We start from the raw sequence: 23,663 nt of genomic DNA, 5'->3' as shown, positions 1-23,663 counted from the left end.
GCAAAGCAGACCACCGCCGGGTGCGCGCAATTTGAGCGCACGACGGCGAGGTTCCTAGCTGGTGAGGAGGTGTTTCCCGACAACGGCCTCACCGGCCGATTATTGGTCGAACCAGTTTCAAAACCCGATTGAGCTTGTACTGGAAATTTGCAGATCAGTGTCAGCGAGACGCGTCAGAGGTTTTTGAAGCAACTTATCGTAAAGATAGGGTTGTCGATTTGCAGTGAATGCCTGTTGGATGAACGCGGAGCGGTCGGCGTCATCTTCGATCTCGTGGGAGAAAAATCGATACTTCTGTTTGGCTGTTGTCACTCATTGTCGAGTTTCCAGAACTCTGGTTTGACGACTCCCTGAAGTAATGCGAAATATAGAGCGCATTTCAGTCACAGAAATCCAAGAAATCGAGAACTTTTCTGGAAGTTATCTCTGGGCCTAGCGAGACACAACAGAAGAGAACGATCCTCAATTGTCGGGCAAAACGGGCCGTTCCATGCAGTGGAGACGGGGAAACATTGAGTGGAACTGACTGCGGAATGGGCTGATCACTTGGCTGTTTGCTCACGGCGGTTCTCCCATCTGAGCTTTGTTTTGGAGTCGAGATTCAATCTCAACACGGTAGTGGCTTTTAAGGGATCGTCAATCGAAACCATCCGAATTGGTGAAAAAGCAATACCGACAACTGAGCTGGCATTCGTTCCAAAGCGGATGGGGCTCCCCACGCATCTAGCTGGATGACTAGGTCCGCACTCGGATCGGGATTTGGTGACAACCAGTCTACAAAAATTATTTCACCCAGAGACTCGCCGTCGAATAATTGGCCACCGGTGGCGGAAAAATCGCCACACCTCCGCAGCGAGTGAAGAATCCCACTATGAAATCGTTACCACACAACTGGAACACTTTTTGCATCCAGTTTAGCAGTGTGTGATTTGCTTCAACCATACGATTTTCGCTTTTGAACAATGAGGCGCTTCAAGCCGGACGGCGGCAACGAAATGCCCTACGGTCGTTTGTGCTGTTCCACTCCCCCGAACCCAACTGCTTTTGCTAGAGAGATCGACCATGATCATGAACATCTTTTTGACGACCGCACTATTGGCCGCGCCGCCTGAGGCGGAAACGCCTTCGTCTCCAAGCTCCGTCGAGGAGCAGCGAGCCGGCATCGTCAAGAAGGGGCTGACTTTTCTCCGTGATAAAGGGCAGGATGCCAATGGGGCGATCTCGCCGCGAGTTGGCTCGGGAGTCACATCGCTCGCCATTACCGCTGGTCTGCGTAACGGACTGAAACTGAACGACCCGCTCATTGCGCGGGGGCTGGAATACCTCGAAAGTAAAATTCAGACCGACGGCGGTATCTATACCAGCGACCGGTTACGCAACTACGAGACGTGTGTGGCGATCATGGCGCTTGCCGAGGCGAACCGTGTTGCCGGTGACGGGCGGTACGACACGGCTCTGAAGAACGCGGAGCGATTTGTTCGTGGTCTGCAGATCGGCGCCGGCGATGGCATCGACAAGGCCGACCCGCATTTCGGTGGCGTCGGTTACAGCGGCAAGGAACGGCCGGATCTGTCCAACACCGCATTCTTAATCGAGGCTCTGCACGCAGTCGACACACCGTCCAATGATGTGGCCCTGCAGCGAGCGCTGCTCTTTGTCTCCCGTTGTCAAAACCTTGAAGGAGAGGGGAACGACACGCAGTTTGCCGACAAAGTCAACGACGGGGGCTTCTACTATGTGATCCCGACTGAGAAGGTCGATCCCTCGACATCGGAACGGTACACACCCAACGGCGGGCTGCGGAGCTACGGTTCGATGACTTATGCCGGGTTTAAAAGCCTGGTTTACTCCGGCTTGACCAAGGATGACCCGCGGGCAAAGGCCGCCCTCAAATGGATTTCGCAACACTACTCGGTCAGTAAGAATCCGGGCCAAGGACTCGCCGGACTTTTCTACTACTACAACACACTGGGTTCCGCTCTCGAAGCCTCGGGATTGGATGTCATTACCACGCCCGATGGCGAGCAGACTTGGCGAGCCGACCTTGTGCAGCAACTTGCCCAATCGCAGCATCCGGATGGGTCTTGGGTGAACGAGAACCAGCAGTGGTTTGAGAACGATCCGCGGCTGTGCACGGCATTTGCATTGCTTTCGCTCGCGCATGCGAAGGGGGAATCAAAATGACAGCAGCCGGCAGCGGTCCGGTTGGCGACATCGCTATTAGTGAAGATTTGGCTAGCGATGGGGAATCCAGATCGACCTGCCGGCGTATCGTCTGGTCGTTGATCATGCTGAACGCGATTGCGTTGATGACGCTGATTGGCTTGTTCTACTTTGACCGAGATGCTCCAGCCGACACATCACCACTTTTGAGCAGGCTTCGTTGGTGGTCACAACCGTGGGGGGAGTATGTGCCGATCGTCGTGGGCAAGGCAGACTCAGCCGCGTCGCAAGGGGCCGCACTGTTCGGTTACCTGCTGGCGAGTCTCACGTTGATTCTCGCCGTCGCCGCTGTCTTTTGGGGGCGCGGCCGCGAACGTCTTGCTCTGCCAGCCTTCGGATTGTTGCTGGCAATGGGATGGGGATTGCTGGGAACGAATTGGGACGTGATCCGGCTCCGCGGGCAATCGGCCGAGCTGGCGCAACATGCTGAGTCTGTCAGCGAGTTTGCGCAGCAACTCAACCATGCGTGGCCCGACCAGGGGGGAGAGATCACCGGCTTCGGCGCGTTTCTCGCATACCCCTATGGCAAACCTCGTACCCTCCTGATGCTCGGCGATGCCCACATTCCGAATACCACTTTGCGCGTGGCGGCCGTTGAACGGACACCCGGTCAGGCGATCCGTTTTCAACTCACCGGAGACGCCCCCAATGTTTGGTTCGAGTATCGCACGGCGGAGACTGCTCCGACTGAGTTCCGAGGCGGACTCCAACAGAAGCACACTCCCACTGCCGATTTGGAAATCGCCGCGAAGACCTACATCGTCAGATACGCGATCACCGGCCCCAAAAGCGCAAGCGAAGAACGCAGTTCTTCCAATTAGCCGCTGACCAAAGTGTTAATACGAGACGGTCACGCCTTCCGAGTTGAGTTTGGGCATTGGGCTGATGGCGATGCGTATGCTAAAATTCATCGCTTGTGGGGCCAGTGCAAGCGAGCGATACCTTCGAGCAGGGTCATTCTTATCAGCGAGAGGCGTGATTATCGATGCAATGTGACCTGGAGACCAGCGTCCCCGATTGGGTGATCGAGTACCCGCAGTCGTTGGTAGTCTTTCAGCAACTGGGAATTGACTCTTCCTGCGCCGGAATCTCGTTGGACTATGCCTGCCAACAAGCAGGGCAGGACCCCCAATTGGTTTTACAGCAACTGCGCCAAGCCTTCACGGCGGACCGTGATGAGGGAGCCGGTGCATCATCGTCCTGAATCGGGACGTGCAGTGATGGGTGGAATCGCATGATCTTTGAGGCGGGTCAGGGCTGCCACAAATCGGGTTTGGTCTCAGTCAAAATTTCGAGAATTGCTTTGCGATCTTCGGCCGAGAGGTTTGAGAATTCGTCATTTGTGTCTTGAGCGGTGAGCACTTCCTTAAGCCGTCGGAGGACGTATTTTTTCACACGGGCGGGGAGGCGGTCGATCGAAGCTGAGTAAATCAAATAGCTGCAGGGGTACTTAAACATCCGGGTTTGCAAATCAAAATCCCGCAACGAACGTCCACGACTATCCCGCGGACCCTGCTGGGAAAACTCCTTCGCAAATTCCGATGTTCCTTTCACGGGCGCAGTGAGTTGGAATTCGTCAGCAAACAACAGATACCGCAGCAACTTGTCGCCCGCCGCCTCAGTTCGGCGTTTGGTGGCACCACTCTCGTACTCCGGCGGCCGATCCAAAGCGGCATTCATAATGCTGTCGGAATGCGCCGTATAACGGCTTTCAAAATTCGCGAGGGTGAGAAAGTTCTGCATTTGGGTTTGGTGTTCTAAAACCATCAATGCGACAATATCGCTATGTTGAGTCAGATAGGGTAACACATTAAACCGTTCGGAAAGATCCGTGACGTTTGCCCCCGCTTCTCGATCCAACTGTTCCGGTTTTCGTTTATTCTCCGAGACGACATTTCCCATATGCCGCATCGTCCCATGCGTGCCGGTGACGTACCAACCACCCCAACGTTTATCAAACGGACTGCGGTGATCAATGTTGAACGTTCCGGAACCAAAATGTGGCTGTCCGCCCGGATCAACAAAGGCTGAGCGAACCAGTCCGCCCGGCACTCCCTGTGTGCGTGACGACGCATGGCAGATAATGCATTGGCCTTGATCGCGTATGAATTGCGGAGGATCATCCAGGTCCTGGGCGAGTGTGTAAAACAGGGCTCCCAGTTGCGGGTCGGTCGTCATCACTTCCAGGACATCCCCGCCTTGCACCCAGCCGATATACGATTCGTCGTTGAAGTACAGCGCGCGGGGGTGTCTCGGCGAGATGCGTCGTAACTGAAAGCTGGTTTTAGATTTCACCAACACTTGCGACGCAGGCGAAATGTCTAACAACTTCAAAACCGCCGGCAAATAGCCCCGCTGTTCATCAAATTCGAGTTTGACCTGTCCCGCATCGAGTTGGGATTGCAGTTTGGAGATGGGGTTCTCGGTGGGAGCGTCGCCATAGTTAATCGGCGCCTTTTCAAATTCCAGCTGCGCCAACGCAGTCGCGTTGTGGCCCAGTAACAACACGGTTGCGATGCCCCACACGACGACTGCTTGTCCGAGGTGTCGAGGCACGGTGGCTGGGAAGTTCGTAATGATTCTGAGGCGGGATTTCATGATGTTTTTGGATTCACATTAACCACGTTTTGTCATTCGCGCCGAAGTCTTACTGCCGGCGCAACCGCGCCGGAGTATCGACGAGAGTTTACATTACCAACTTTTCATTCTGGTTTTTTCAACGGCATACTGATCACCAGTCCGGCCGTGCGGTCTTTGGTATCCGTTCGATTGGGAACGTGACATTTCAGGCACCGCGAGGCTAAGCGAATTGCGCCAGCATATCGAAACGAATTTCCCTCAGTGGCTTCGAACTCCTGGTTGCCATCAGCTAGGGCGACAACTGCGTTTCTCTCGAATGCGTCAGCCGGTTTGTGGTCGACGTTCATCACGCCTCCGTTGACCACCAGCCATTTTAGAGTGACATGATGACCGCGAGCCAGTTCTAAGAAGACGTCTTCTAGCGACTGGGAGGGGATCATCACACTCTCATCTTCTAAGAAAAAATCGCGATGGACCACCTGCAATGCCCCATGAATCGTTTCATGCAACAACCGCGCGCGACCGCGAGCTTCGAGTACGGTCGTCGGTAAATTGTCCTCCGCTTGTTTGTTCTCGCCCGCTTTATCCGCCGCGTTGATGTGACCTGCCGGCGTTCCAAATCGACCCGGCGAAAGTACCACGGCGCACAGCACGACCGCTATCATCGAGAGTATTATGCCAGCATGCTGTTTCACTTTAAGTATCCTTGTGATCGGCCATCGCTGCATCGCCCATTGTAACGATGCGGCGAGGAAATCAATAATAGCTGCAGAGGCCTCATCGTGTGTTACTCGATCGGCAGGGTGTAACTAATCGCGCCAATCGGGGCGCCTTTTTTCACGTCCGCATAATGCCCATGGCACATCACACACCTCTCCATCACCACCGGTACTGGTGTCAGTGTCCGCAATTGATGTTTGCCGTCGACGGTGACCACTTGTTCATGAATCTTAGCGCCGGCTTTGAGCCGTTTAACGCCTTCACGCTCGAAATCGTCGTTCGCGACATTCTTTTCTTCGTAGGGTTCGCCCGTGACGTCGATCAGCCGCACCTTGTGGGACCCTGAATCCGAGATGTTTTTAAACAACAACACAGCCGCACTTCCCGCGGCGAAGTCGTCTTCGTCGTGAACGTATTTGTCGGTGATGAGCACGATCGTTTGTTTGTAGATGTTGTCCAACATCTGCACTGTCTTTTTCGACCGCTCAACGGCTGCTTTGTCCGGCCCTTTTTGTTCCGCACCATTCACCGAACTACGGTTTCCGGTCAAAGCGATACCGGCTACGGCCATCACCATAGCCCCACCAAATAGGATGGCGTACGTCTTTTGCATCTTATTTTCCGATCATCAAATTCTAAAGGTGGAAAAAATTACGAGTGACTAACAATGGTAATTATGAGCAGTGGGCTCGTCCGCATTTCTCGGAAAAGCTCGGTCCGTTATTTTTTAACGCGGCGAGTCTTTGGGCGTTTTGACTTGTGCCGGTTTTTGTTGGCTGAGCGGGACGCTGATAACCAATCCGGCAAATTTCGGATCATCGGTTGGTTTCTTGGCAAAGCCCGCATGGCACCCAATGCATCCATCGTCGAGCGGGATGGCGCCCGCGCGGCGATAAAAACCCTCTTCCACAACATCCAAGTGCCCCTTGCCGGCGGAAATTGCTTGGGCCGCCCGCTTTTCAAAGTCACTTTTGGGTTCATGGTCGATGCTCATCGGCTCCATGTTCACCGATATCCAGCGTGCTTCGACCCTCGATTTGCGCTGGATCGTCGAGAAAACATCCTGCATGGCGCGGGCGGGAACCGCGGCCCGTGCTCCGTGAAAATAGCGTTCGTGCAGCACTTCCAATGTGGCCGCATAGACATCGTGCATGATTTCCGCACGATCGCGGGCAATCTCGAGTGTCACCCCCGTCTTCGTAGCCGGTCTTGGCTCGCGGGTTTTGTCGGCCGCAGCCGTTTGCTTAGCGGCGGCCGTTTCTTCTGCCACCGCGGCGCGCGGGTGTCCCGTCGTTGCCATTATAATTGCCACCGAGACAAACATGGCAATAACGGCCAATTCTGGAAGGTGTTTCATTTCAACTTCCTGGGATAAAAAATGAATGTTGGGGGGAGGTTGGGGTAGGGGGGGCGAGGGAAGGAATAAACGGATGGTGATTTATCCGGTGGATTCAATGCGATTGAATTGCCGTTTTGTGGGAATGACGTCCGCCAATGTGAGGCTGTTCAAATACTCCAACTGAAGCCGCTCCGCTTCGGCCAGCACGCCTTTCAGTTTGCAAAACGATTGAATCGCGCACACGTCTTCGGTGGCGACGCAATCCAGGAGGTGCATGTTTCCCTCAAAGGTTTCAACCACATCGCCCAGACGGACGTCTTCGGGTTGCTGAGCGAGTTCGATACCCCCGCCGATTCCACGGATACTGCGCACATATCCCAACCGCGCGAGTTGGTTCACCACTTTGGACATATGATGGGTGGAGATTTTATAGAGCTGCGCCACCTCCGCCGCCGTCGTCCGTTTTCGGGTCGACGCAAGATACATCAGCGTTCTTAAGGCGAAATCAGTATGGGTGGTCAGTCGCATAAGGAACTCAAATTTGAGAAACAGGCTAAATATGCACCGCTTATGCATGTTTTGTAGCCTGCATTTCCAGCAGCGTCAAGTCATTCTTCAGCGAGTTCCTTTCCAGGTGAAATCTCAGTGATCAACAGAACAGATGCTGCCTAAAAATCTGCTAAAAAAACGAGTCCCTAGCGCCCAAAATTGCCTGGTGCGGCTCCCCAAACTGCAAGATCAAAATAATCCCGCATCCCCCAATCACCCAAGATCCAACGAGCAAGTCACGCTGAGACCAAACCGCCGTCCCTCCCGCTTGAGGCCAATCGCCAATGCCCCGCACGCAATCCATACCGGCAGCATCAGGGGAGTAAGGCCAAAACCAACACAAAACCCCGCCCCCAAAGAACGCCATAAGCCACTGCCTAGCAGCGGCTTACAAAGCACGCCCGGGTGGATTCGAACCACCGACCTACGGATTAGAAGTCCGTTGCTCTATCCAGCTGAGCTACGGGCGCGTGTGCTGTTGGTTCAGGGGGTTTTGAGTTCTCTCCATCGCTTTTTTTTGGTGGCCGTTACGCCTCTTGCGACACCAATTCAGTTGGGTCGGTTCGTTTGAGGTCGTGGCGAATTCTACCGCTTTCCAGCACTGCAGTAAACAGGACCGGTGATAGGGCCTGTTCCCTCACGATTCTTCACGTTGTGAGGCAACGGGTAGAAGAAATTTGTGGGGGTCCGTATTCAGTTAGCAAGCCTTTGTTGGGGCCGGATTGGGACTTTGCCGGGAGAACCAGAATTCTTGGCAGCGGCGTCGCCCCGACCTGTGCGAATTTCCAGCTCATCCAAACCCGACTCGGAAACTTTGAGTTAGTTTTGTGTTTCCTCGACCAGTGGCAAAGCCGTTGCCACCACATGAACCGTGGCTCCTCTGCGGCAGAGAGCTGCGATGACGGCCATGATGGTTGCGAATGGCATGCCCAAAAGGAACATCGTTTTCAAACGGAATCGACCCCAGAAACCGAGTAATTCTCCCGTCCCTTCCCCCCGACGATGCAGCAGTTCATACAACGAGTTTTTGGGCAGCGTATCGTACTGGTTGAGTATACTTTGCAGCCAGCCAAATGGATTTTGCCGGAGGGAGAAATGATGTTCGGCTCGACAGGTGAAACCGCAATTTTCTAAAAGCGTTTTTAATGCTGAGATGGGAAAATGGTACAGATGGCGTGGAAGATCGAGATGGAACCAAGCCGGCCCGGCCCAGCGTGCCTGGATGCTGGAGTAATTCGGCACTGCAACGATGATGTCTCCCCCTGGCTTTAGAATACGATGTGCTTCCTGCAACGTCTCTTTGGGGTTTGGCAGATGCTCAAGTACGTGCCAAATGATCACGCGATCGAAATAGTCTGACGGATATTCGACATCTGCTAACTGGTTTTCAATGCGCACGTGGATGCGAGGGTCGATGCCTTTGGTCGCCTCGCTGTTGTTTTCGACGCCATGTGCTTCGTGTCCTCGGTTGGCCATCTCGCGAAGCAGCACGCCCCGCCCGCATCCCACATCAAGAATTCGAGCGCCTGGGGGAAGTCCGCTGGCAATCGCCCTGGCTTGGCGGGCTGCGACCAGCCGGATCATCGTTTCCACAATCGTGCGGAATTTCTCACCCGAATCGCCATAGTATTCGTGTGGATAGAATGCACGAATCTCGTCTTCGCCGGGTAGGGGGGATTGGCTCCCCAGTCCGCAGTGATTGCAATTGACGACCGATTGCGTGAAACCCTCAATTGAGAAGGTCGGAATCGCAGACGTATTATCGCAAACAGGGCAAGCAGGAGTCTCGACGACGCCTGCTGCCTGAGGATCGACTTGCGTGACCTTCAGAGAATAGAGACTTGGCTGCATTATGAACGATTATGCGGATGGGGGATTTGTTGATTGAAAAGGGCGATCGCCAAGTCTGTTGTGTGATGGATGTCAATTCAATCTAACAAGAACTCGTAGCGGGCAAAATGGTGTTTAGCCACTGTTGGCAATACTTGTTCGGAATGGTTGATTCTGCAATACTTCGACTCCGCACGCACCGCGCAGGAACTGTTGAAAAAACAAAAAGGTCGTGCCGGGGATGTTGAGTTGCGCATGGTCGGTAATCACCATATCAAAATAATGGTTTTCGCATGAACCAGCCAGATACGCGACCACAGAGATTACCAGCGAATCCTTGGGTTTATGGCCTAGGCCTCGCCGCTTTGCTGTTCGTTTTGCTGTTGCTATTCGCCGGCAAGGCCATTCACATCGACGATACGTTTTATGTGCGCGTGGGGGCGGATTTTCTACGCGATCCACTCCACCCCTACAGCAGCACCCTGAATTGGGACGGCAAAGACGAATCGCTTTGGAAGATCAGCTTGCACCCGCCGCTGCATAGTTACTTGATGGCCGGCGCCCTGTTGTTTGTGGGGGAAAACGAAATTCCGCTGCATGTGGTCTGGGCCTTAGTCGCTGCCGGGTGTACTTATTTGATGTTTCAAATCGCGCGGCAATTGTGCACCCATCCTGTGCTAGCGACATTGTTGGCCGTGCTGTGCCCCGGTTTTTTTGTCAGTGCAACAACGTTGATGGCCGACATTTCGTTGCTCTTTTTTTGGCTACTGGCCGTTTACTTTGCGATTCTCGCCCGGAATACCAATCGCCCCAGGTTCCTGTGGCTGGCTGCTGTTTGTTCCGCGGCTGCAGCGATGACCAAGTATTTTGGGATCGCCCTGATTCCTCTCCTCACGGTCTGGTTGGCGGCGACGATTTGGATGGCGCGCAGAGAAAAGAAAACGGCCATTTCTCCGTCGTGGGTTGTCGGCTGGGCGGGGGTTTTCTGCGTGCCGGTCCTGGTGGTTTCGGCCTGGGGATTTTATGCGATGTCCCAACCCGAGTACGGTCTCTTTCACCCATTAGCAGCCGCTCGTTTTTCAACGTCCGAGCAACATTCCATGTCCGAGCAATTTGCATTGTCCGAGGATGCGGGAAACGAAATGGTGGACGGCGTGCGCGTTGCGTTATCGTTTTTAGGTGGTTCCTTAGTCTGGCCGTTGTTCTTGTTGCCAGCTTGTCGATTTCTTTCCGGGTGGCTGAAAATGGGGCTGGTCGCAATGCTGCTCTTCACCATCATCGCTGGATGGTTTGCGATTTCCTTTCCGGATGGAAGGCAGATCGACTTTAGCTATGTGGAAATCACCGACGCGATGGCATTTGCCGGATCCATTGCTGTGGTGATCGCGATCGCAAGTTGCATCGCCCGACGGGATGGGGATTCGCTGCTCTTGGGGCTGTGGTTTTTCGGCACGTTATTCTTTTGCAGTTTTATCAATTGGTCCGTCAATGTCCGCGTCGTACTGCTAGCAATCTTCCCGTTGTGTGTGCTGGTCGTTCGCTGGGGCGAGTCGCTGAAGAAAAGCCAAGTCTGGCTTTTCTGGACCAAAGTCGCCGTGGGACCAACTTTGTTGGTTTCATTGATCGTAGCCATTGCGGACTACGACTTTGCCAGTGTGGGACGGCAATTCGCTCAGACCACCGTGCGGGAGCTGATTCAAAATGGAGAGCAAGTCACTTTTGCCGGGCATTGGGGGTTTCAATATTACATGGAAAAGGAAGGCGCTCAGCCGTTGGATTTTGATGCCGATTTAACCTTCGACGAGCTGCGAGGCTACCACTTGAATAAAACGGGAATCATGATTTATCCGCTCAACAACGCGAGGCTGAATCCCAGGATGTTCAACATTGCGCTGATCGAGGAGATGGATTCTTCGCAGCCGCGTTTCGGTGTGCATTCCATGTGTGGTCAAGCAAACGCCGGATTCTATAGCAGTGTTTGGGGGACCGTGCCTTACAATATCGATCCCGAGATTCCCGTGGATGCTTTTTCCGTCTATCGGATTATCGAATAGCCAGCGGAACGACATCCTATTCCACCGGTGGGCCAATCATGGTCAGGAATTATTGTTTGTTGCCGCTTGGTTTGTGGTGTTCGGGGAAGTCCTTGCGGTATCTTCGCAACAATTCTCCGATGTCATTCTTGAGGATGTAAATCTTGCCGCGGATCTGTTTTGTTTCTCCCGGCTTTAAGCCGCCGATGCGGAAGTCGGAATGCAAACAGACGATCACTCCCTGGAAGAGTTCTTGGTAGGGTTCAAAGGCGGTAGCCAGAATCATTGACTCGTCGGCGGAAAAGCAACCGATCAGGCCGTTGCTGGGGACGGTGTCGTTCAGCGGGCGGGGATTGACGTCGTTGCGATCCACATGCCGAGGCGCCCAAACTTGTCCAGGCACGTAGCGGGCCTTGGTCGCCCAATCGGACGTGGGCATGCGAGTCAGTTGTCCGTTGTAGAAGACAAAGCCTTTGTCGAGATAGGTCTTCTGATTGCGGCCGGTAAATCGATCGACGCGCAGGCAAGGTTGCGCCCAATATGCCAGCGACGGTTTTTGGGTGGGATTGGTCGCTGTGATCTGAAAATCAATGTTATCCGCCAGTGCGCGGATGTCGTGCTGCACAATCACGCCATCGGCCAACCTGCATTGCAGTTGCAAACGGCTGCCGTCTTTGGCGGCGTCGATTTGCTGGGTTTCATGTTGGATGGTGGTTTCTCGCCAATCTCGATCGGTCGAACCGGGTCGGCAATACGCCTCGATGTAATGGATTTTGAGCGGACCTCCCGGCAAATGCGCGCCCGAAATGGTGAGCATGTTCTTTTGCCACGATAACGAAAGCGGTGCGGGTTCGTCAGCAGCCAAGGCTGCATGGCTCAGCGCCGCGACCAGCAACACTCCGCCCATGCATCGATTCAATAACCTCATGGCAAAACCTCATTGGACAGGAGAAACAAAAAAGGGGGAGACGGTGGTCAACTCCACGGGCATTCCTTCCAGGAACCGCAACTGTGCTTGTTCGCATTCACCGCGGCTCTTACAATAACCGCTGATGCGTTCTCTGCGAAGACTATGGGCCAACACGATCGGTTGCTACGCATGAAACCGGACGAATTCGACGCTCGATTGAGTCAGATCGAAACCGATTGGAAGATGATTTTGGACGCCAGTCGCGGCGCCGAAATCGGACACAAGCGGGCGATTCAAACGTTTTTCGATCAGTATTCGCGTGCCGTCTATCGCTATTTGCTCGGCGCGGTCCGCGATCCCGATGCCGCGGATGAATTGTTTCAAGAATTCGCGCTGCGGATTTCCAAGGGATCGTTTCGTAATGCGGACCAATCGCGGGGGCGCTTTCGGGCGTATCTAAAATCGGCACTGATCAATCTTGTGATCGAGTACCGCCGCAAGCTCAGCAAAAAACCGGGCAGCATTCAAACTGAACCGAGCGAATTCAAAAATCCCGCAGCTGCGCTCGAAGCAGAATTCACCCGGACCTGGCGGAACGAATTGTTGTCGCGGACGTGGCTACAACTCGAAGAGGGGGATCGCCGCAAGGGACGCCGTTACTACGTGGTGTTAAAATTCCAGACCGAGCATCCTCAGCTCACTTCAACCGCCGCCGCTGAACAACTCAACGTGCGAATGCAGGGAGAACGACCCGTATTCACTGCGGCGGGCATGCGAAAGACGCTGCAGCGTGCTCGCGACAAATTCGCCGAAATGCTGCTTGATGAGGTCTCGAAATCACTGCACGATCCGCGTCTGGATGAGTTGGAGAACGAGTTGGTCGAATTGGAACTCGACCCCTACTGCCGCTCAGCTTTGCGGCGACGGCGGGGGGAATAACGACAGCATAGAAAGCTCGCTCACCGCAATTCACCGAGGCCCGTAAACGCCCAATGCCCCGCCGAAACGTTTCGGCGGGGCATTGGTATCTTATTGAGAACCGTAAGGGACGGACCACCCGGAGAATCCTTCTCTGGCGTCCTTTGCGGGAATCAAGGCAGCGAAAAAGTAGTTTCAGTAGCGGCCTATTTTTCGGCCGTCGCCGCGGCGATCTCGCCGCGGGCAGTGAATTGGATCGGTTCGGGCATGCCTTTGATCGTCACGGTGAACGTCTCGGCGAACTTGCCGGGCTTGTTCGAAGGAACGAATGACAGCGGCAACACATGAACCGGCTTAGTCGTTTTGGGAAGTTGAACTTGATAGGCGGCGTTACCCGATTCGCTTTCGATTTTCTCGATAGTAAACGGTTTGCGTCCGCGTAAAACAACGTTCACGGTTTTCTTGTTTCCGCCGGCGGTCAAGACGCCAAAAGAAACGGCGCGGGGCGTGATTGTAATTTCCGCTTCTACCCGCCCTTCGATCAACACCGGCACGCGCGGGCTGTTCGTGTCGTCCGTAATCAGGAAAAGTTGATTGCGGAGATCACCGACAGGGGCATCACCTTTGAGATCGACCACCAGATCGTATTTCACGCGTCCCGCATTGCGTTCTTTTTCAATGGCTTTGGCAGTGATGTTTGGGTTTTTGGTTTCGACTTTCAGAATTTTCCAATCGTCACGTCCGGCGTAGGCAATGTCGATTACCTTTTGTGTGGCTGTTCCTTTGGCGACGGCGCCAAAGTTCACCATGCCCGGCGTCAGGACGACGTCTGTCCGAATGTAGGCTGAGATCGGCAAACGGACTTCGGCATAAGACGGCGTATCAAATGTGACGATCAGGTTGGAGTCTTTTTTACGTGTGAATTTCCGTGTGTTCATCGAGACTTCGATGTAAGCGGTTTCGCCGCTTTCCAACAGGTCGCGACTGGGGCGTGCAGCTGTGCATCCGCAGGTCGTTCGCGTGTTGGCAATATGGACTTGCTGGTTGGTGTTGTTGGTGATTTTGAACCGGTAGGTAGCTTCCGCGCCACGAGCGATCACACCAAAGTCGTGGTTTTTTTCTTCGAACATCGCTTCAGCCCACCCAGGGCTTTGAGCTGTGGCCGTGGCTGTGCATGCCAATAAGCCAGCCACCAAAAAAAACGAACGCTGAATGATCATAAGACGCATAACTAAATCTCACTTTGGCGAGCTCAAAACGGCAAGCCGTCGACGAAGTTGGAGGACCGGTCCAGAATAGTCTCCGTTCGTTGACCGGGGTGTTTTCAAGCGGCACTCAACTGCCGGCGTTGCCGCTGCTGGATCATCTCATAAGGTATTTGTTGTCATCGACATCAGTCGTCGGTGAGGTTAATGGCTCCCTCTCAAAATGTCAATGTGCCACCGTTCGCTTCGTGCTTTGCCAGAATCTCGCGTACAACCCGTTCAATGGGAACACGTCGTCGCTCCTCCCGTTGAATTGTCGCCGTTGCTTGATTTGCCAACTGCGGAATTGGCCGCGATAGGGGTTCTGGGCTATGTTTGACGAAATCCTTGAGACCGTTCGTTTTCTCTGTTTCTCTGTCCGGAGCTTGAATCGCCCCGAGAGCACTCATGAAACGTTTCGCCGACCATTACGTGACTCAAATGCTGGATCTCCTGCAGACAATGACCTTGCAGGATTACGGCCACGTTGTGATTGCGCTCATTCTGGTCGGATGGGCAATCACCCGCGTGAAGTAGACGGTCGTTCATCCGGTTCGTGGGTTGTAGGATTTGCAATTCAGTCGACGCAGCCAAATCATTGCAAGACTGCGTTAAGCCGCGCGTCCCTAATAGTCGATATCCCCAGCAGAACTTGCATTTTCGGCACTCTGGGGGGAGACGGCAGCATGCGTCACTTTTTGGCGCTGGCATTCGCAGCATTACTACTGGTGGCAGTTCCGGGCTGTAGCAGCGGCCCGTTGAGCAACGCCTATTACCAGGAAGTCGACGACTTCAATGACTGTGTCAACGACAACATCCATTTCGACAATGTCTACTACTGGTATTGCCGGGAGTGTGGTTGCCGGGAGTGCGTGCCGTTTGGCAACTGCTATTAGCAGACGTGGCGTAATCCCTGAGGGGAATTTCGTACCGGTAGCGGTGACTGCTTTTAGATGCACCTCTACTCTATAGACATGCCGACGTAGCGTTTTACCGGCGTGCCGGTCGGTGCATGCGGCTCGTGGAAAAGCATGGGCGGCTGACAACGTCGTGGGGAAGAATATCGTCTTGGAGGTAGGTCTGGGTCAGGATTCCCCGAGGACGTTGCCGCCGCCGTATGGCACGGCAACTTGAAATGTCGGCCCGTTGCCGCTGACGTTTTCCAGCGTTTGGAATGTTGCGGCAACGGGAAAGTCTTACAAGTCGTTTCAAAACCCTCTGACGTGCTTTGCTGGCACGGTTTTGCAAGTTTCTAGAACCATCGCAACCGGGTTTTGAAACGGGTCTTAAGCAGTGAAGGCGCCGGCTACCGATTTCCCGGTGTAGGCTTCTTCGAGAAACGTCTCAGCCAGTTCCGAGCGAAGGACACGAATGTGGCCCGGGGCTTCAATCCCCAGTCGCACAACTCCGCGGCCACACTGGATCACTTTGACGACAATGTCATCTCCAATCTGTATCGATTCGTTCCGTTTTCTGGCAAGTACTAGCATCGCTCCCCTCCTATTTTTGGTGGATCGCGTTTGGTCAAACGCGGGACAACTAATTGAATGCAATGGCCCCAATCGGCCGAATGCTTCAGGCAATCCTTTGCATCAGCGAACTGTGTGCCAGAGGAGTTCATCCCTCGTCCTCCCATATTTTTGAGATACTACAACCGTATGTTAAGTGGTAGTTTACGGAATATGAAATTCTGAAGAATTTTATTCCCGCTCTGGGCCACTCAACCAACGTTCTGGGAGGTCTTGCAATTCGCAACGCAAATCTTGCAATCCGCAAAGAAAAGCTTATCCTAAAACCAGTTCTTTCCGAGTGGATCACACTTGCGTCACTGGACGAGTGTATATATACCCTGCGACGAATTGAGACAAGACCAATTTTGGAAAAATTTGGCCCTCGATCGGTGGATGAGTGGTAGGGCGAAGAGGCAATATCAGGCCAAGGCGTTGGAGAATTCCCGATCTTGGCCGAATTGCCGGAGATGAGGAGTGGGCGGTACCCGGCCAGCCGCCCCGTGGCGGGATGAATGTCGGATTCGTGCAGAGGGGCGATTGAGAGAGGGCTAAGTGTCGAAAATAGCCCTCAAAAGTGTGTCAGCGACCGCTTGCAATCAAGGTGAGGCTGATTATACTTGTCCCGTGCCCGGTACGACATAAATGTAAACAAACGTAAGGATTATCGTCATGAGTGCGAGTTGTGAAGTTTGCGGCAAGACCGCCCAAAAGGGCAATTCGGTGACGCAACGGGGTAAGGCTAAGTATCTGGGCGGAAACGGACGCCAAACGACGGGTATTTCGCGGCGGTTGTTCAAGCCAAATCTGCAGAAAATTCGCGTGCAAGAGGGTGGCGGGACTGTCTCTAAGCGGGTCTGCGTGCAGTGCATCCGTGGCGGACGTGTGCAAAAAGCAGTCGTGCGGAAGTTGTTTACACTTCCTGAAAAATAAACCTGAGCGGCGTGATATGCTGGTGGAGACCCTGCCAGCTTGTCGCTGCGCGTCTCCTGAGAACGCTCTGGCACGATCATGACGACTGAATTGACACGTGATGAAATCCAGCGGGTGGCTGTTCTAGCGCGGCTGAAATTGAGCGACGCGGAACTGGATAGCCTCACCTCCGAGTTGGCGCAAATCCTGGGGCACATGGATCAATTGAACGAGCTGGACACCGAAGATGTCGAGCCGATGGTTCATGCGATCGAATTGAAGAACGTTTTTCGCACAGACGAAATCCGCGAATCCCTGCCGCGGGACGAAGCGTTGGCCAACGCCCCAAAGTCGGACGGTCGTTACTTCCACGTTCCGCAGATTCTGGAAGGGTCTTAGCCGCGGTCGGATTTTTGCGGTGGGCTTGCGCCAGAGAACTGCAAAAATCTTCGCGGGTCAAATCATCACTCCCCATTCGAGACCTACAGCCATGTCGATTGTCGGTGCGACCGCCGCGGAACTTCTTGCACGGATGGAGCGGGGGGATACCAGCAGCGAAGAAGTGACGACCGCCTATTTGGACGTGATCGCCGCGCACGACGAAGACGTGAAGTCGTTTGTGCATGTCGACCGTGACGCAGCACTCGAAGCGGCGCGGGAGGTCGATCGTCAGCGGCAAGCTGGGGAGAAACTGGGGCTGCTAGCAGGATTGCCTGTGGCGGTCAAAGACATCATGTGCACGCGGGGTGTGCCGACAACTTGTTGCAGCAAGATGTTGGCGAACTATGTTCCTCCTTACGATGCGCATGCGGTGACGTTGTTGCGTAACGCCGGTGCGGTGCTGATCGGCAAGACGAACATGGATGAATTTGCCATGGGATCGTCGACCGAGCATTCGTCTTTCGGTGCGACTCGCAATCCCTGGAATCTTGAGCGAGCGCCGGGAGGATCAAGTGGAGGTTCGGCGGCGGCAGTGGCAGCTCAGATGGCGCCGCTGGCGGTTGGGACCGACACCGGCGGATCGATTCGTCAACCGGCAGGATTCTGCGGCGTGGTTGGCATGAAACCGACCTACGGCCGGATTTCTCGCTACGGATTGGTGGCCTTTGCTAGTTCGCTGGATCAAATCGGCCCGTTCGCTAACGATACCGCCGGAGCAGCGTTGTTGCTCGAAGCGATGTCCGGGTATGACAATCGCGACTCGACCTGCATCGACACACCGGTTCACCCGTATAGCAAAACAGTCGAGGAACCGTTGGCCGGGTTGAAGATCGGCGTCGCTAAAGAACACTTTGTCGACGGTCTTGATCCTGAAGTCGAAACAGCAATCAATAACGCGTTAGGGGTCTACGAATCGCAGGGAGCAGAGCTGCGCGAGATCAGTTTGCCGCACTCGAAGTATGCTGTCTCGGTCTACTACCTGATTGCTCCGTCGGAAGCATCGAGCAATTTGGCGCGGTATGACGGCGTGCACTACGGGCATCGGGCCGAGTCGTTTGAAAACATGATCGACATGTTTTCCGCCAGCCGTGGCGAGGGCTTTGGGCATGAAGTCAAACGGAGGGTGATGTTAGGGACCTATGCACTCTCGGCAGGCTACTACGATGCGTATTATCTCAAGGCGCTCAAAGTGCGGCGGTTGATCCGTGAGGACTTTGATACGGCGTTTCAGGACGTCGATGTGATTGTCTCACCTGTGTCGCCGACCCCCGCATTTAAGTTAGGTGCGCACGACGATGATCCGTTGGGAATGTATTTGTCGGACATTTATACACTGAGCGCCAATCTGGCCGGTTTGCCGGGCATTTCGATTCCTGCAGGCATGAGTTCAGACGGACTGCCGATCGGGCTGCAAGTCTTAGCTCCACCGCTGGAAGAAGATCGCGTATTGCGCGCCGCACGCATGTTTGAACGCGAAACCAACTGGCACACACAACGCGCTCCGCTGGCCGGGCAATCATCGTAGCGCAGCGGATGCGGGTTGCATCATCACCATGCTGAAGCGTTGTTGAAGCAGTCGTGATTACAACATGCAGCATGACTGGCCGTTGCGTGAGATTTGTTTTCTGCTTTTCAGTCAAACGTCCTGCCTAGAAAGGTGCGTCGCGACGCACCCTACATTGTTGTTGATCGTATTGGACGTCATATGCTGCAACGTTATCTCTTGGCCTGGTTGAGCCTGCTTTGTTTAGTGGCCTATTTTTGGCCGCAGTGGGGGCCGACGTCGTTTGATCCATTCGTGGAAAGCACGCCGTATTTGTCCTACCTGATCATCGTCACGATGTTTGCCATCGGGGCTCTGTTGCCCAGTGACGAGGTGCGGAATGTTGCGGCGCATTGGCCGACCGTTTTACAGGGGACGCTGCTGCAATACACCACCATGCCGCTATTCGCCTATGGAGTCGGCCGGTTGTTTGGGTTTGGTCCGGAGTTGATGGTGGGCGTGATCATTGTGGGGTGCGTGCCGGGGGCAATGGCATCCAACGTGCTCACCCTGGCCGCGGGAGGCAATGTTAGCTATTCGGTCAGCTTGACCACGAGTGCGACGCTGTTGTCTCCGCTATTTGTGCCAGCAGCGTTTTGGTTGTTTCTGGGCAAGTCACTCACTGTTTCCCCGGTCGATGTCTCGATCAAGTTACTGTATCAAGTGGTGGGGCCGGTCGTGATCGGGCATTTGCTCAGTCGGCGGTTGCCCAAATTTCAGTCGGTGATGCAATGGCTGGGACCGGTGATTGCCAATTTAACGATCCTGTGGATCGTCGCTGCTGTGTTCGCAAATAAGCGGGATGCCATCACCGAGCACGCTTCGACATTGGGGGGCGCGCTGCTGCTGATCAACGTGGCCGGTTATGCCGCGGGGTTCCTCGGCGGCAAGGCCTTGCGGTTCAGTGAGCCGATGCGGCGGGCGCTGACGCTGGAAGTCGGCATGCAGAATGCCGGGTTGGGAACCGTTTTGGCGAGCCAACTCTATCCGGATGAACCGAGCACAATGATTCCACCGGCTTTGTATACGTTTGGGTGTATGCTCACCGGCACGATATTGGCGCAGTTCTGGCGACTGCGACCCGTGGAGGCCCCAAGCGTGAAATCGTCGCCGATAATGGTTGACGACGACTAACCGTCAGCCAGACGCTGGCATGACAGGTGCGTCACGATTCATGTATTGGGGTAGGGCGATCCTTGCGGAACACTGGCAAAGCCAGTGGCACCCAACGTTATAGAATTTGACGATGTACTAGTCTTCGGAAGAATCCTGACGCAGCGCATCACGCTCGTCGCGAGTGACCTGCAGGTCGAACATCAGGTATTTGATGTCCAAACGCAGTTGCGAAAGGGCTTCTTGAACCAGCGATAGGATACGGCGGCGACGGCGTGCGGAGTCGACGACCTGATCGTAGACCCGCCCCATATCGGCTTGGTATTCGCTAGGCAGGTTGGCGATTTGCCGTCCCAGCTCCAGTAGTTCGCGAGGAAGTTCCTCGGTGTCTTTATCGTTCAATCTTGGGTGTCCAGTCATCTTATAGTTGTTCTCCTGTTTTTGCTATTTTACGCATTTTCCGCGCCGAGAGGCAGTGTTTCAAGATGGTTTTACGCAAGTGGCATTAGTGTAAGTGTTTGCGTCAAATGAGGTTTTTCGACATGGATAGGGTTGTGTGGTTTTACGACAACGCCTTCGGGTTGGCCTAAATCGCAAGTTGCTATAATATCTGGCAGTTACGTCCGATTGCCTCTTTGGGCACATGTTGCGAAATGGCAACATGTCTGGTGCATCAGCACCTCGAAGCGGCACACAATCAAAATCGGGCTGATTCGCGGGCCATGGGCTGTTCTCTCACTTTTCTGATTTCCTCGACATCACCCCTTCTAATAGACACCACTTCTCATGGATGAGAAGAGTCGTTCTCAACCGCACAAAAGTCTCAGGTTTTGGCTACATTTCGGCGGGTTCCTGTTGGGCCTGCTGTTGTGGTTGGGGGGCGTCTGCGCTGCTGCAGAATTCGTTGAAGATTTCGAAGACGTTTCCCCCGGCAAGACCTCCTGGTTTTTGCAGTTCGACAAAGGGCAATGTCGACTGATTGACCACCGCCGTGTGGATCAAGCCCACAAGGGGCAAGGTGCGGAATTTCTGAATTTCGAAGCGACTGACGAAGGGACTTTGGTGGAGTTGCGGCACTCATTGCCGGCGACACAGGTTCTATTAGGTGAAACGCATCTTTCGTTATGGGTCCGCTGCCAACAGCCCGGCTGCCAATTATCGCTACGATTGGTGTTACCCAACGAGATTGACACCACAACCGGTAAAGCGCCGCTCATGATTCCACTTGAGGGCGATACTTATACCGACGAAGAAGGCCGCTGGCAGCAGCTTTCTTGCCGTACGACCAAACGTGCGGTGCTCAAGACAATCGGTTGGGCGCGAAACTATTACGAAAAGACCGAAATCGACACCGAAGGTATGTATGTCGACCGTGCGTTTTTGACAGCCAAGTCGTTGGCCGGGCCGGTCAAGTTTTTGTTAGATGACATGCACTTGGGACCGCGCGTGCGACCCCAGACTATTATTCCAGTTGACCACCGCGAGGACGCGTCCGCAACATCAACCCCCGCCAAATTTCATCTGGATCAACTGACAATAGAAGACAAGCCGACCTTTTTGCGCATCCTCCCTTATCATAACGAGGATCCGGCCGAGTTAGCGCGATTGCGCTTCAATACCGCGTGGATACCGGATTTCGCGAATGTAGCGGTGCTGAAAAAACTGCGGGCGCAGGGGCTGTGGATGATCGCCATTCCGCCGCAAGCGATCGGACCGGATGGCACGATGTATGATGCACGGACGGCCAACTTGGCCCCGTTTTCAAAAGACACCGAAGGCATTTTGGCGTGGTATCTGGGAACGGGAATTCCTGCTGACGACAAATCCTTGATCACCAATTGGATCGAAACACTGCGCGGCGCGGACCGAAAATATAACCGTCCGTTCATGGGGGATGTGGCGGGGTTGGAGTTGTCCTACTCGCGACTGTTCAAGATGCTCGGTGTTTCGCGGAATGTGTTGCATACCAGTTTGAACTTTCGTGAGTATCGTGAAGCCTTGATGGCGAAACGACATGCGGCCCGTCCCGGTTCGTTTTGCTGGACTTGGATCGAAACGGAACCTTCGCCCGAACTCGATGGGTGGCGCGTGGCTGCGGGGTGGCATCCGGTGGTTGTCGAGCCGGAGCAAATTCGCCTACAGCTTTATGCGGCGCTGCAGGCGGGCAATCGCGGAATCGGTTTCATGAAGTCGAGCGATTTGAACGAAGAGCGTCCCGGAGGATTGGAACGCAAGTTGATCATTCAGTTGTTGAATATGGAATTGGATCTGATCGAACCGTGGCTAGCGACAGCGACATTGCGATCAACAGTTCCTGTCAAGATTTCACAACGCAAACAGCAGCTTCGCCAAAGCAACCTGTTCGGCGGCAGTGCAGGAGCGCGGCGGCGGAAAGATGAATTGTTGCGCGCGCGGACGGATGATTTGCGGCAACAACCGAGACTCAGAAAAGAACTCGAAGCGGCTGTGCTGGAAACAGTCGATGGGAATCTGTTGATTTTACCCACTTGGCTCGAGGAAGGGGCACAATTCGTTCCCGGACGGTTGGGGGGCGAAGATGTGCGAATGACCGTTCCCGGTGTCCCGGCTACTGCGGTCGCCTTTGAAATTACGACCACCGGAGTGCACAGCCTGGACGGGCGGAGTCGCCGCGTCGCCGGCGGATTAGAAATCACATTGCAGAAGTTCGATCAGACCGCCATGGTCCTGCTGACGTCCAATCCACGATTGAAAATGGAACTGGATCGCAAAGTCTATGCGATGGCGCCGGAAAGCGCCGCGGTCTCACTCCGGTTGGCAGAAACCAAATTGGAACGGGTCCGCGCGATTGACCGTGAGCTTGTTGAACTGGGATATCCGCAGGGAGACGGATTGGGCAACATTCGTAAATGCGAATCCAGTTTGCGAAACGCCCGGGAAGCGTTGCGACGAAAGGACTTTAATGGAGCGAGGATCTTGAGCGGCGAGGCGATGCAAGCGCTGAGGATTCTGCAGCGGGGACATTGGAACGATGCCGTACGCAATCTCTCCAGCCCGGTCTCCAGTCCGCACACCTTGTGCTATCAAACATTGCCCGATCATTGGGACATGATGGCCCGCTTTGGCAGTAAGATTTCCGCGGGTGACAACTTGTTGCGGTCGGGAGACTTTGAGGATCTCGATACGATGATCGCCGAGGGGTGGCAACACAAACAGCGGGAGTCCTCCGGCATTCATGCAAATGCAGAACTCGCGCCGCACTCCTCGCCGGGGGGCGGACAATATAGCCTGCGTCTGGCTGCGCTGCCGTTGGATGCGGAAAGAATTCCACTGCTGGTTCCTGAACCACCCGTCACCGTGACCACGCCACCGCTCACGGTGCAAAGCGGACAATTGATTCACATCCGTGGCCAAATACGTATCCGGAGAGACATCACGGGGAGCGCCGATGGGCTGCTGTTCTACGATAGTCTGGCCGGCCCGGCACAAGGACTGCGTTGGAAATCGACTGAGGGCTGGCAACGCTTTGAGTTGTTTCGCGAAGCGAACAGCAGCGGTCCGATGACGCTGACGTTGAGTTTGACCGGTATGGGGGATGTGTTGATTGATCAACTGCAGGTGATTGCCGTGACGCCCTCGCGGTCAATCGGAGGTTTCCGCGGCGAAAAACATTACGATCCCCGGCACATTCTCACAGTTCCAGTCAACCGGAGAAGAGTGCAAGGCATGGCCAAGCCGCAGGGACGTGAGCGTCCGACCCAACGTTACGATTCCCGCCGCAACGATGCGCGACAACGTTAGTGCCCCGGTTCATGTGGGAG

Annotated in this window: 22 protein-coding genes and 1 tRNA gene; 12 read left to right on the top strand and 11 right to left on the bottom strand. The window is 54.5% G+C overall.

Annotated features, from left to right (window positions below; all coding sequences use genetic code 11):
* Nucleotides 1-1,062: 1,062 nt before the first annotated feature.
* The 3 genes from CA54_RS27020 to CA54_RS27010 all read left to right on the top strand — a co-directional run bounded on the left by CA54_RS27020 (nucleotide 1,063) and on the right by CA54_RS27010 (nucleotide 3,427).
* Nucleotides 1,063-2,184 (top strand): prenyltransferase/squalene oxidase repeat-containing protein, encoded by a 1,122-nt coding sequence (locus CA54_RS27020; protein WP_197532869.1) that lies wholly within the window; start codon nucleotides 1,063-1,065, stop codon nucleotides 2,182-2,184.
* Complete coding sequence (locus CA54_RS27015) at nucleotides 2,181-3,044, top strand: hypothetical protein (protein ID WP_146374084.1); 864 nt, start codon at nucleotides 2,181-2,183, stop codon at nucleotides 3,042-3,044. The genes CA54_RS27020 and CA54_RS27015 overlap by 4 nt, the downstream gene beginning before the upstream one ends.
* A gap of 164 nt (nucleotides 3,045-3,208) precedes the next feature.
* Entirely contained in the window at nucleotides 3,209-3,427 is a 219-nt protein-coding gene (locus CA54_RS27010) for a hypothetical protein (protein WP_146374083.1), read from the top strand.
* Between the two features lie 47 nt (nucleotides 3,428-3,474).
* Here the strand turns inward: CA54_RS27010 and CA54_RS27005 are convergent, their stop codons facing one another.
* The 7 genes from CA54_RS27005 to CA54_RS26975 all read right to left on the bottom strand — a co-directional run bounded on the left by CA54_RS27005 (nucleotide 3,475) and on the right by CA54_RS26975 (nucleotide 8,995).
* Nucleotides 3,475-4,821 carry a hypothetical protein gene (locus CA54_RS27005; RefSeq protein ID WP_231963215.1) on the bottom strand — a complete coding sequence of 449 codons (1,347 nt, stop codon included), beginning with the start codon at nucleotides 4,819-4,821 and terminating at the stop codon, nucleotides 3,475-3,477.
* 104 nt (nucleotides 4,822-4,925) lie between these two features.
* On the bottom strand, nucleotides 4,926-5,498 hold the full coding sequence (locus tag CA54_RS27000) for a c-type heme family protein (RefSeq protein ID WP_197532868.1): 573 nt from the start codon (nucleotides 5,496-5,498) through the stop codon (nucleotides 4,926-4,928).
* 92 nt (nucleotides 5,499-5,590) lie between these two features.
* Nucleotides 5,591-6,136, bottom strand: coding sequence for a c-type heme family protein (locus CA54_RS26995; RefSeq protein ID WP_146374082.1), 546 nt, complete (start codon nucleotides 6,134-6,136; stop codon nucleotides 5,591-5,593).
* 114 nt (nucleotides 6,137-6,250) lie between these two features.
* Complete coding sequence (locus CA54_RS26990) at nucleotides 6,251-6,880, bottom strand: c-type heme family protein (protein ID WP_146374081.1); 630 nt, start codon at nucleotides 6,878-6,880, stop codon at nucleotides 6,251-6,253.
* Nucleotides 6,881-6,961: 81 nt separating this feature from the next.
* Entirely contained in the window at nucleotides 6,962-7,390 is a 429-nt protein-coding gene (locus tag CA54_RS26985) for an RrF2 family transcriptional regulator (RefSeq protein ID WP_146374080.1), read from the bottom strand.
* 417 nt (nucleotides 7,391-7,807) lie between these two features.
* Nucleotides 7,808-7,881, bottom strand: a tRNA-Arg gene (locus CA54_RS26980).
* A 349-nt stretch (nucleotides 7,882-8,230) separates the two neighbouring features.
* Entirely contained in the window at nucleotides 8,231-8,995 is a 765-nt protein-coding gene (locus CA54_RS26975; RefSeq protein ID WP_231963224.1) for a class I SAM-dependent methyltransferase, read from the bottom strand.
* Between the two features lie 539 nt (nucleotides 8,996-9,534).
* On the opposite strand from CA54_RS26975, the gene CA54_RS26970 reads away from it, so the two are divergent.
* Nucleotides 9,535-11,295 carry an ArnT family glycosyltransferase gene (locus tag CA54_RS26970; protein ID WP_146374078.1) on the top strand — a complete coding sequence of 587 codons (1,761 nt, stop codon included), beginning with the start codon at nucleotides 9,535-9,537 and terminating at the stop codon, nucleotides 11,293-11,295.
* Nucleotides 11,296-11,344: 49 nt separating this feature from the next.
* Here the strand turns inward: CA54_RS26970 and CA54_RS26965 are convergent, their stop codons facing one another.
* Nucleotides 11,345-12,202: a hypothetical protein gene (locus CA54_RS26965; RefSeq protein WP_197532867.1), complete on the bottom strand. Its 858-nt coding sequence runs from the start codon at nucleotides 12,200-12,202 to the stop codon at nucleotides 11,345-11,347.
* A 144-nt stretch (nucleotides 12,203-12,346) separates the two neighbouring features.
* On the opposite strand from CA54_RS26965, the gene CA54_RS26960 reads away from it, so the two are divergent.
* Complete coding sequence (locus CA54_RS26960) at nucleotides 12,347-13,123, top strand: RNA polymerase sigma factor (RefSeq protein WP_146374077.1); 777 nt, start codon at nucleotides 12,347-12,349, stop codon at nucleotides 13,121-13,123.
* 185 nt (nucleotides 13,124-13,308) lie between these two features.
* Here CA54_RS26960 and CA54_RS26955 read toward each other — a convergent pair whose 3' ends face one another.
* Complete coding sequence (locus CA54_RS26955) at nucleotides 13,309-14,331, bottom strand: DUF1573 domain-containing protein (RefSeq protein ID WP_231963214.1); 1,023 nt, start codon at nucleotides 14,329-14,331, stop codon at nucleotides 13,309-13,311.
* Nucleotides 14,332-14,754: 423 nt separating this feature from the next.
* Here CA54_RS26955 and CA54_RS30035 point away from each other — a divergent pair, with 423 nt between their 5' ends.
* On the top strand, nucleotides 14,755-14,883 hold the full coding sequence (locus CA54_RS30035) for a hypothetical protein (RefSeq protein WP_261343767.1): 129 nt from the start codon (nucleotides 14,755-14,757) through the stop codon (nucleotides 14,881-14,883).
* Between the two features lie 149 nt (nucleotides 14,884-15,032).
* Nucleotides 15,033-15,242 carry a hypothetical protein gene (locus tag CA54_RS26950; RefSeq protein ID WP_146374076.1) on the top strand — a complete coding sequence of 70 codons (210 nt, stop codon included), beginning with the start codon at nucleotides 15,033-15,035 and terminating at the stop codon, nucleotides 15,240-15,242.
* A gap of 390 nt (nucleotides 15,243-15,632) precedes the next feature.
* On the opposite strand, the gene csrA is transcribed toward CA54_RS26950, so the two are convergent.
* Entirely contained in the window at nucleotides 15,633-15,836 is a 204-nt protein-coding gene (gene csrA / locus CA54_RS26945; RefSeq protein ID WP_145378109.1) for a carbon storage regulator CsrA, read from the bottom strand.
* Nucleotides 15,837-16,526: 690 nt separating this feature from the next.
* On the opposite strand from csrA, the gene rpmB reads away from it, so the two are divergent.
* The 4 genes from rpmB (at nucleotide 16,527) to CA54_RS26925 (ending at nucleotide 19,884) form a co-directional block, all read left to right on the top strand.
* Nucleotides 16,527-16,787, top strand: a complete 261-nt coding sequence (rpmB, locus tag CA54_RS26940) for a 50S ribosomal protein L28 (protein WP_146374075.1) — start codon at nucleotides 16,527-16,529, stop codon at nucleotides 16,785-16,787.
* A gap of 78 nt (nucleotides 16,788-16,865) precedes the next feature.
* Entirely contained in the window at nucleotides 16,866-17,165 is a 300-nt protein-coding gene (gene gatC, locus CA54_RS26935) for an Asp-tRNA(Asn)/Glu-tRNA(Gln) amidotransferase subunit GatC (protein ID WP_146374074.1), read from the top strand.
* 91 nt (nucleotides 17,166-17,256) lie between these two features.
* Entirely contained in the window at nucleotides 17,257-18,732 is a 1,476-nt protein-coding gene (gatA, locus tag CA54_RS26930; RefSeq protein ID WP_146374073.1) for an Asp-tRNA(Asn)/Glu-tRNA(Gln) amidotransferase subunit GatA, read from the top strand.
* Between the two features lie 180 nt (nucleotides 18,733-18,912).
* Complete coding sequence (locus CA54_RS26925; RefSeq protein WP_146374072.1) at nucleotides 18,913-19,884, top strand: bile acid:sodium symporter family protein; 972 nt, start codon at nucleotides 18,913-18,915, stop codon at nucleotides 19,882-19,884.
* A 117-nt stretch (nucleotides 19,885-20,001) separates the two neighbouring features.
* Here the strand turns inward: CA54_RS26925 and CA54_RS26920 are convergent, their stop codons facing one another.
* Complete coding sequence (locus tag CA54_RS26920; protein ID WP_145378099.1) at nucleotides 20,002-20,283, bottom strand: transcriptional regulator; 282 nt, start codon at nucleotides 20,281-20,283, stop codon at nucleotides 20,002-20,004.
* Between the two features lie 366 nt (nucleotides 20,284-20,649).
* Between CA54_RS26920 and CA54_RS26915 the strand changes: the two genes are divergently transcribed.
* On the top strand, nucleotides 20,650-23,643 hold the full coding sequence (locus tag CA54_RS26915; protein WP_146374071.1) for a hypothetical protein: 2,994 nt from the start codon (nucleotides 20,650-20,652) through the stop codon (nucleotides 23,641-23,643).
* Nucleotides 23,644-23,663 lie beyond the last annotated feature (20 nt).

Source organism: Symmachiella macrocystis (genome assembly GCF_007860075.1).
Taxonomy (GTDB): Bacteria; Planctomycetota; Planctomycetia; order Planctomycetales; family Planctomycetaceae; genus Symmachiella; species Symmachiella macrocystis.
Note: the sequence above shows the minus strand (reverse complement) of the source record. Positions and strands in the feature narration are given on the sequence as shown.

What these genes read in the sequence shown, in the direction of transcription:
- CA54_RS27020 (WP_197532869.1), top strand. Translation starts at nt 1,063, where the DNA reads ATGATCATGAACATCTTTTTGACGACCGCACTATTGGCCGCGCCGCCT.
- CA54_RS27015 (WP_146374084.1), top strand. Translation starts at nt 2,181, where the DNA reads ATGACAGCAGCCGGCAGCGGTCCGGTTGGCGACATCGCTATTAGTGAA.
- CA54_RS27010 (WP_146374083.1), top strand. Translation starts at nt 3,209, where the DNA reads ATGCAATGTGACCTGGAGACCAGCGTCCCCGATTGGGTGATCGAGTAC.
- CA54_RS27005 (WP_231963215.1), bottom strand. Translation starts at nt 4,821, where the DNA reads ATGAAATCCCGCCTCAGAATCATTACGAACTTCCCAGCCACCGTGCCT.
- CA54_RS26995 (WP_146374082.1), bottom strand. Translation starts at nt 6,136, where the DNA reads ATGCAAAAGACGTACGCCATCCTATTTGGTGGGGCTATGGTGATGGCC.
- CA54_RS26990 (WP_146374081.1), bottom strand. Translation starts at nt 6,880, where the DNA reads ATGAAACACCTTCCAGAATTGGCCGTTATTGCCATGTTTGTCTCGGTG.
- CA54_RS26985 (WP_146374080.1), bottom strand. Translation starts at nt 7,390, where the DNA reads ATGCGACTGACCACCCATACTGATTTCGCCTTAAGAACGCTGATGTAT.
- CA54_RS26975 (WP_231963224.1), bottom strand. Translation starts at nt 8,995, where the DNA reads ATGATCCGGCTGGTCGCAGCCCGCCAAGCCAGGGCGATTGCCAGCGGA.
- CA54_RS26970 (WP_146374078.1), top strand. Translation starts at nt 9,535, where the DNA reads ATGAACCAGCCAGATACGCGACCACAGAGATTACCAGCGAATCCTTGG.
- CA54_RS26965 (WP_197532867.1), bottom strand. Translation starts at nt 12,202, where the DNA reads ATGAGGTTATTGAATCGATGCATGGGCGGAGTGTTGCTGGTCGCGGCG.
- CA54_RS26960 (WP_146374077.1), top strand. Translation starts at nt 12,347, where the DNA reads ATGGGCCAACACGATCGGTTGCTACGCATGAAACCGGACGAATTCGAC.
- CA54_RS26955 (WP_231963214.1), bottom strand. Translation starts at nt 14,331, where the DNA reads ATGCGTCTTATGATCATTCAGCGTTCGTTTTTTTTGGTGGCTGGCTTA.
- CA54_RS30035 (WP_261343767.1), top strand. Translation starts at nt 14,755, where the DNA reads ATGAAACGTTTCGCCGACCATTACGTGACTCAAATGCTGGATCTCCTG.
- CA54_RS26950 (WP_146374076.1), top strand. Translation starts at nt 15,033, where the DNA reads ATGCGTCACTTTTTGGCGCTGGCATTCGCAGCATTACTACTGGTGGCA.
- csrA (WP_145378109.1), bottom strand. Translation starts at nt 15,836, where the DNA reads ATGCTAGTACTTGCCAGAAAACGGAACGAATCGATACAGATTGGAGAT.
- rpmB (WP_146374075.1), top strand. Translation starts at nt 16,527, where the DNA reads ATGAGTGCGAGTTGTGAAGTTTGCGGCAAGACCGCCCAAAAGGGCAAT.
- gatC (WP_146374074.1), top strand. Translation starts at nt 16,866, where the DNA reads ATGACGACTGAATTGACACGTGATGAAATCCAGCGGGTGGCTGTTCTA.
- gatA (WP_146374073.1), top strand. Translation starts at nt 17,257, where the DNA reads ATGTCGATTGTCGGTGCGACCGCCGCGGAACTTCTTGCACGGATGGAG.
- CA54_RS26925 (WP_146374072.1), top strand. Translation starts at nt 18,913, where the DNA reads ATGCTGCAACGTTATCTCTTGGCCTGGTTGAGCCTGCTTTGTTTAGTG.
- CA54_RS26920 (WP_145378099.1), bottom strand. Translation starts at nt 20,283, where the DNA reads ATGACTGGACACCCAAGATTGAACGATAAAGACACCGAGGAACTTCCT.
- CA54_RS26915 (WP_146374071.1), top strand. Translation starts at nt 20,650, where the DNA reads ATGGATGAGAAGAGTCGTTCTCAACCGCACAAAAGTCTCAGGTTTTGG.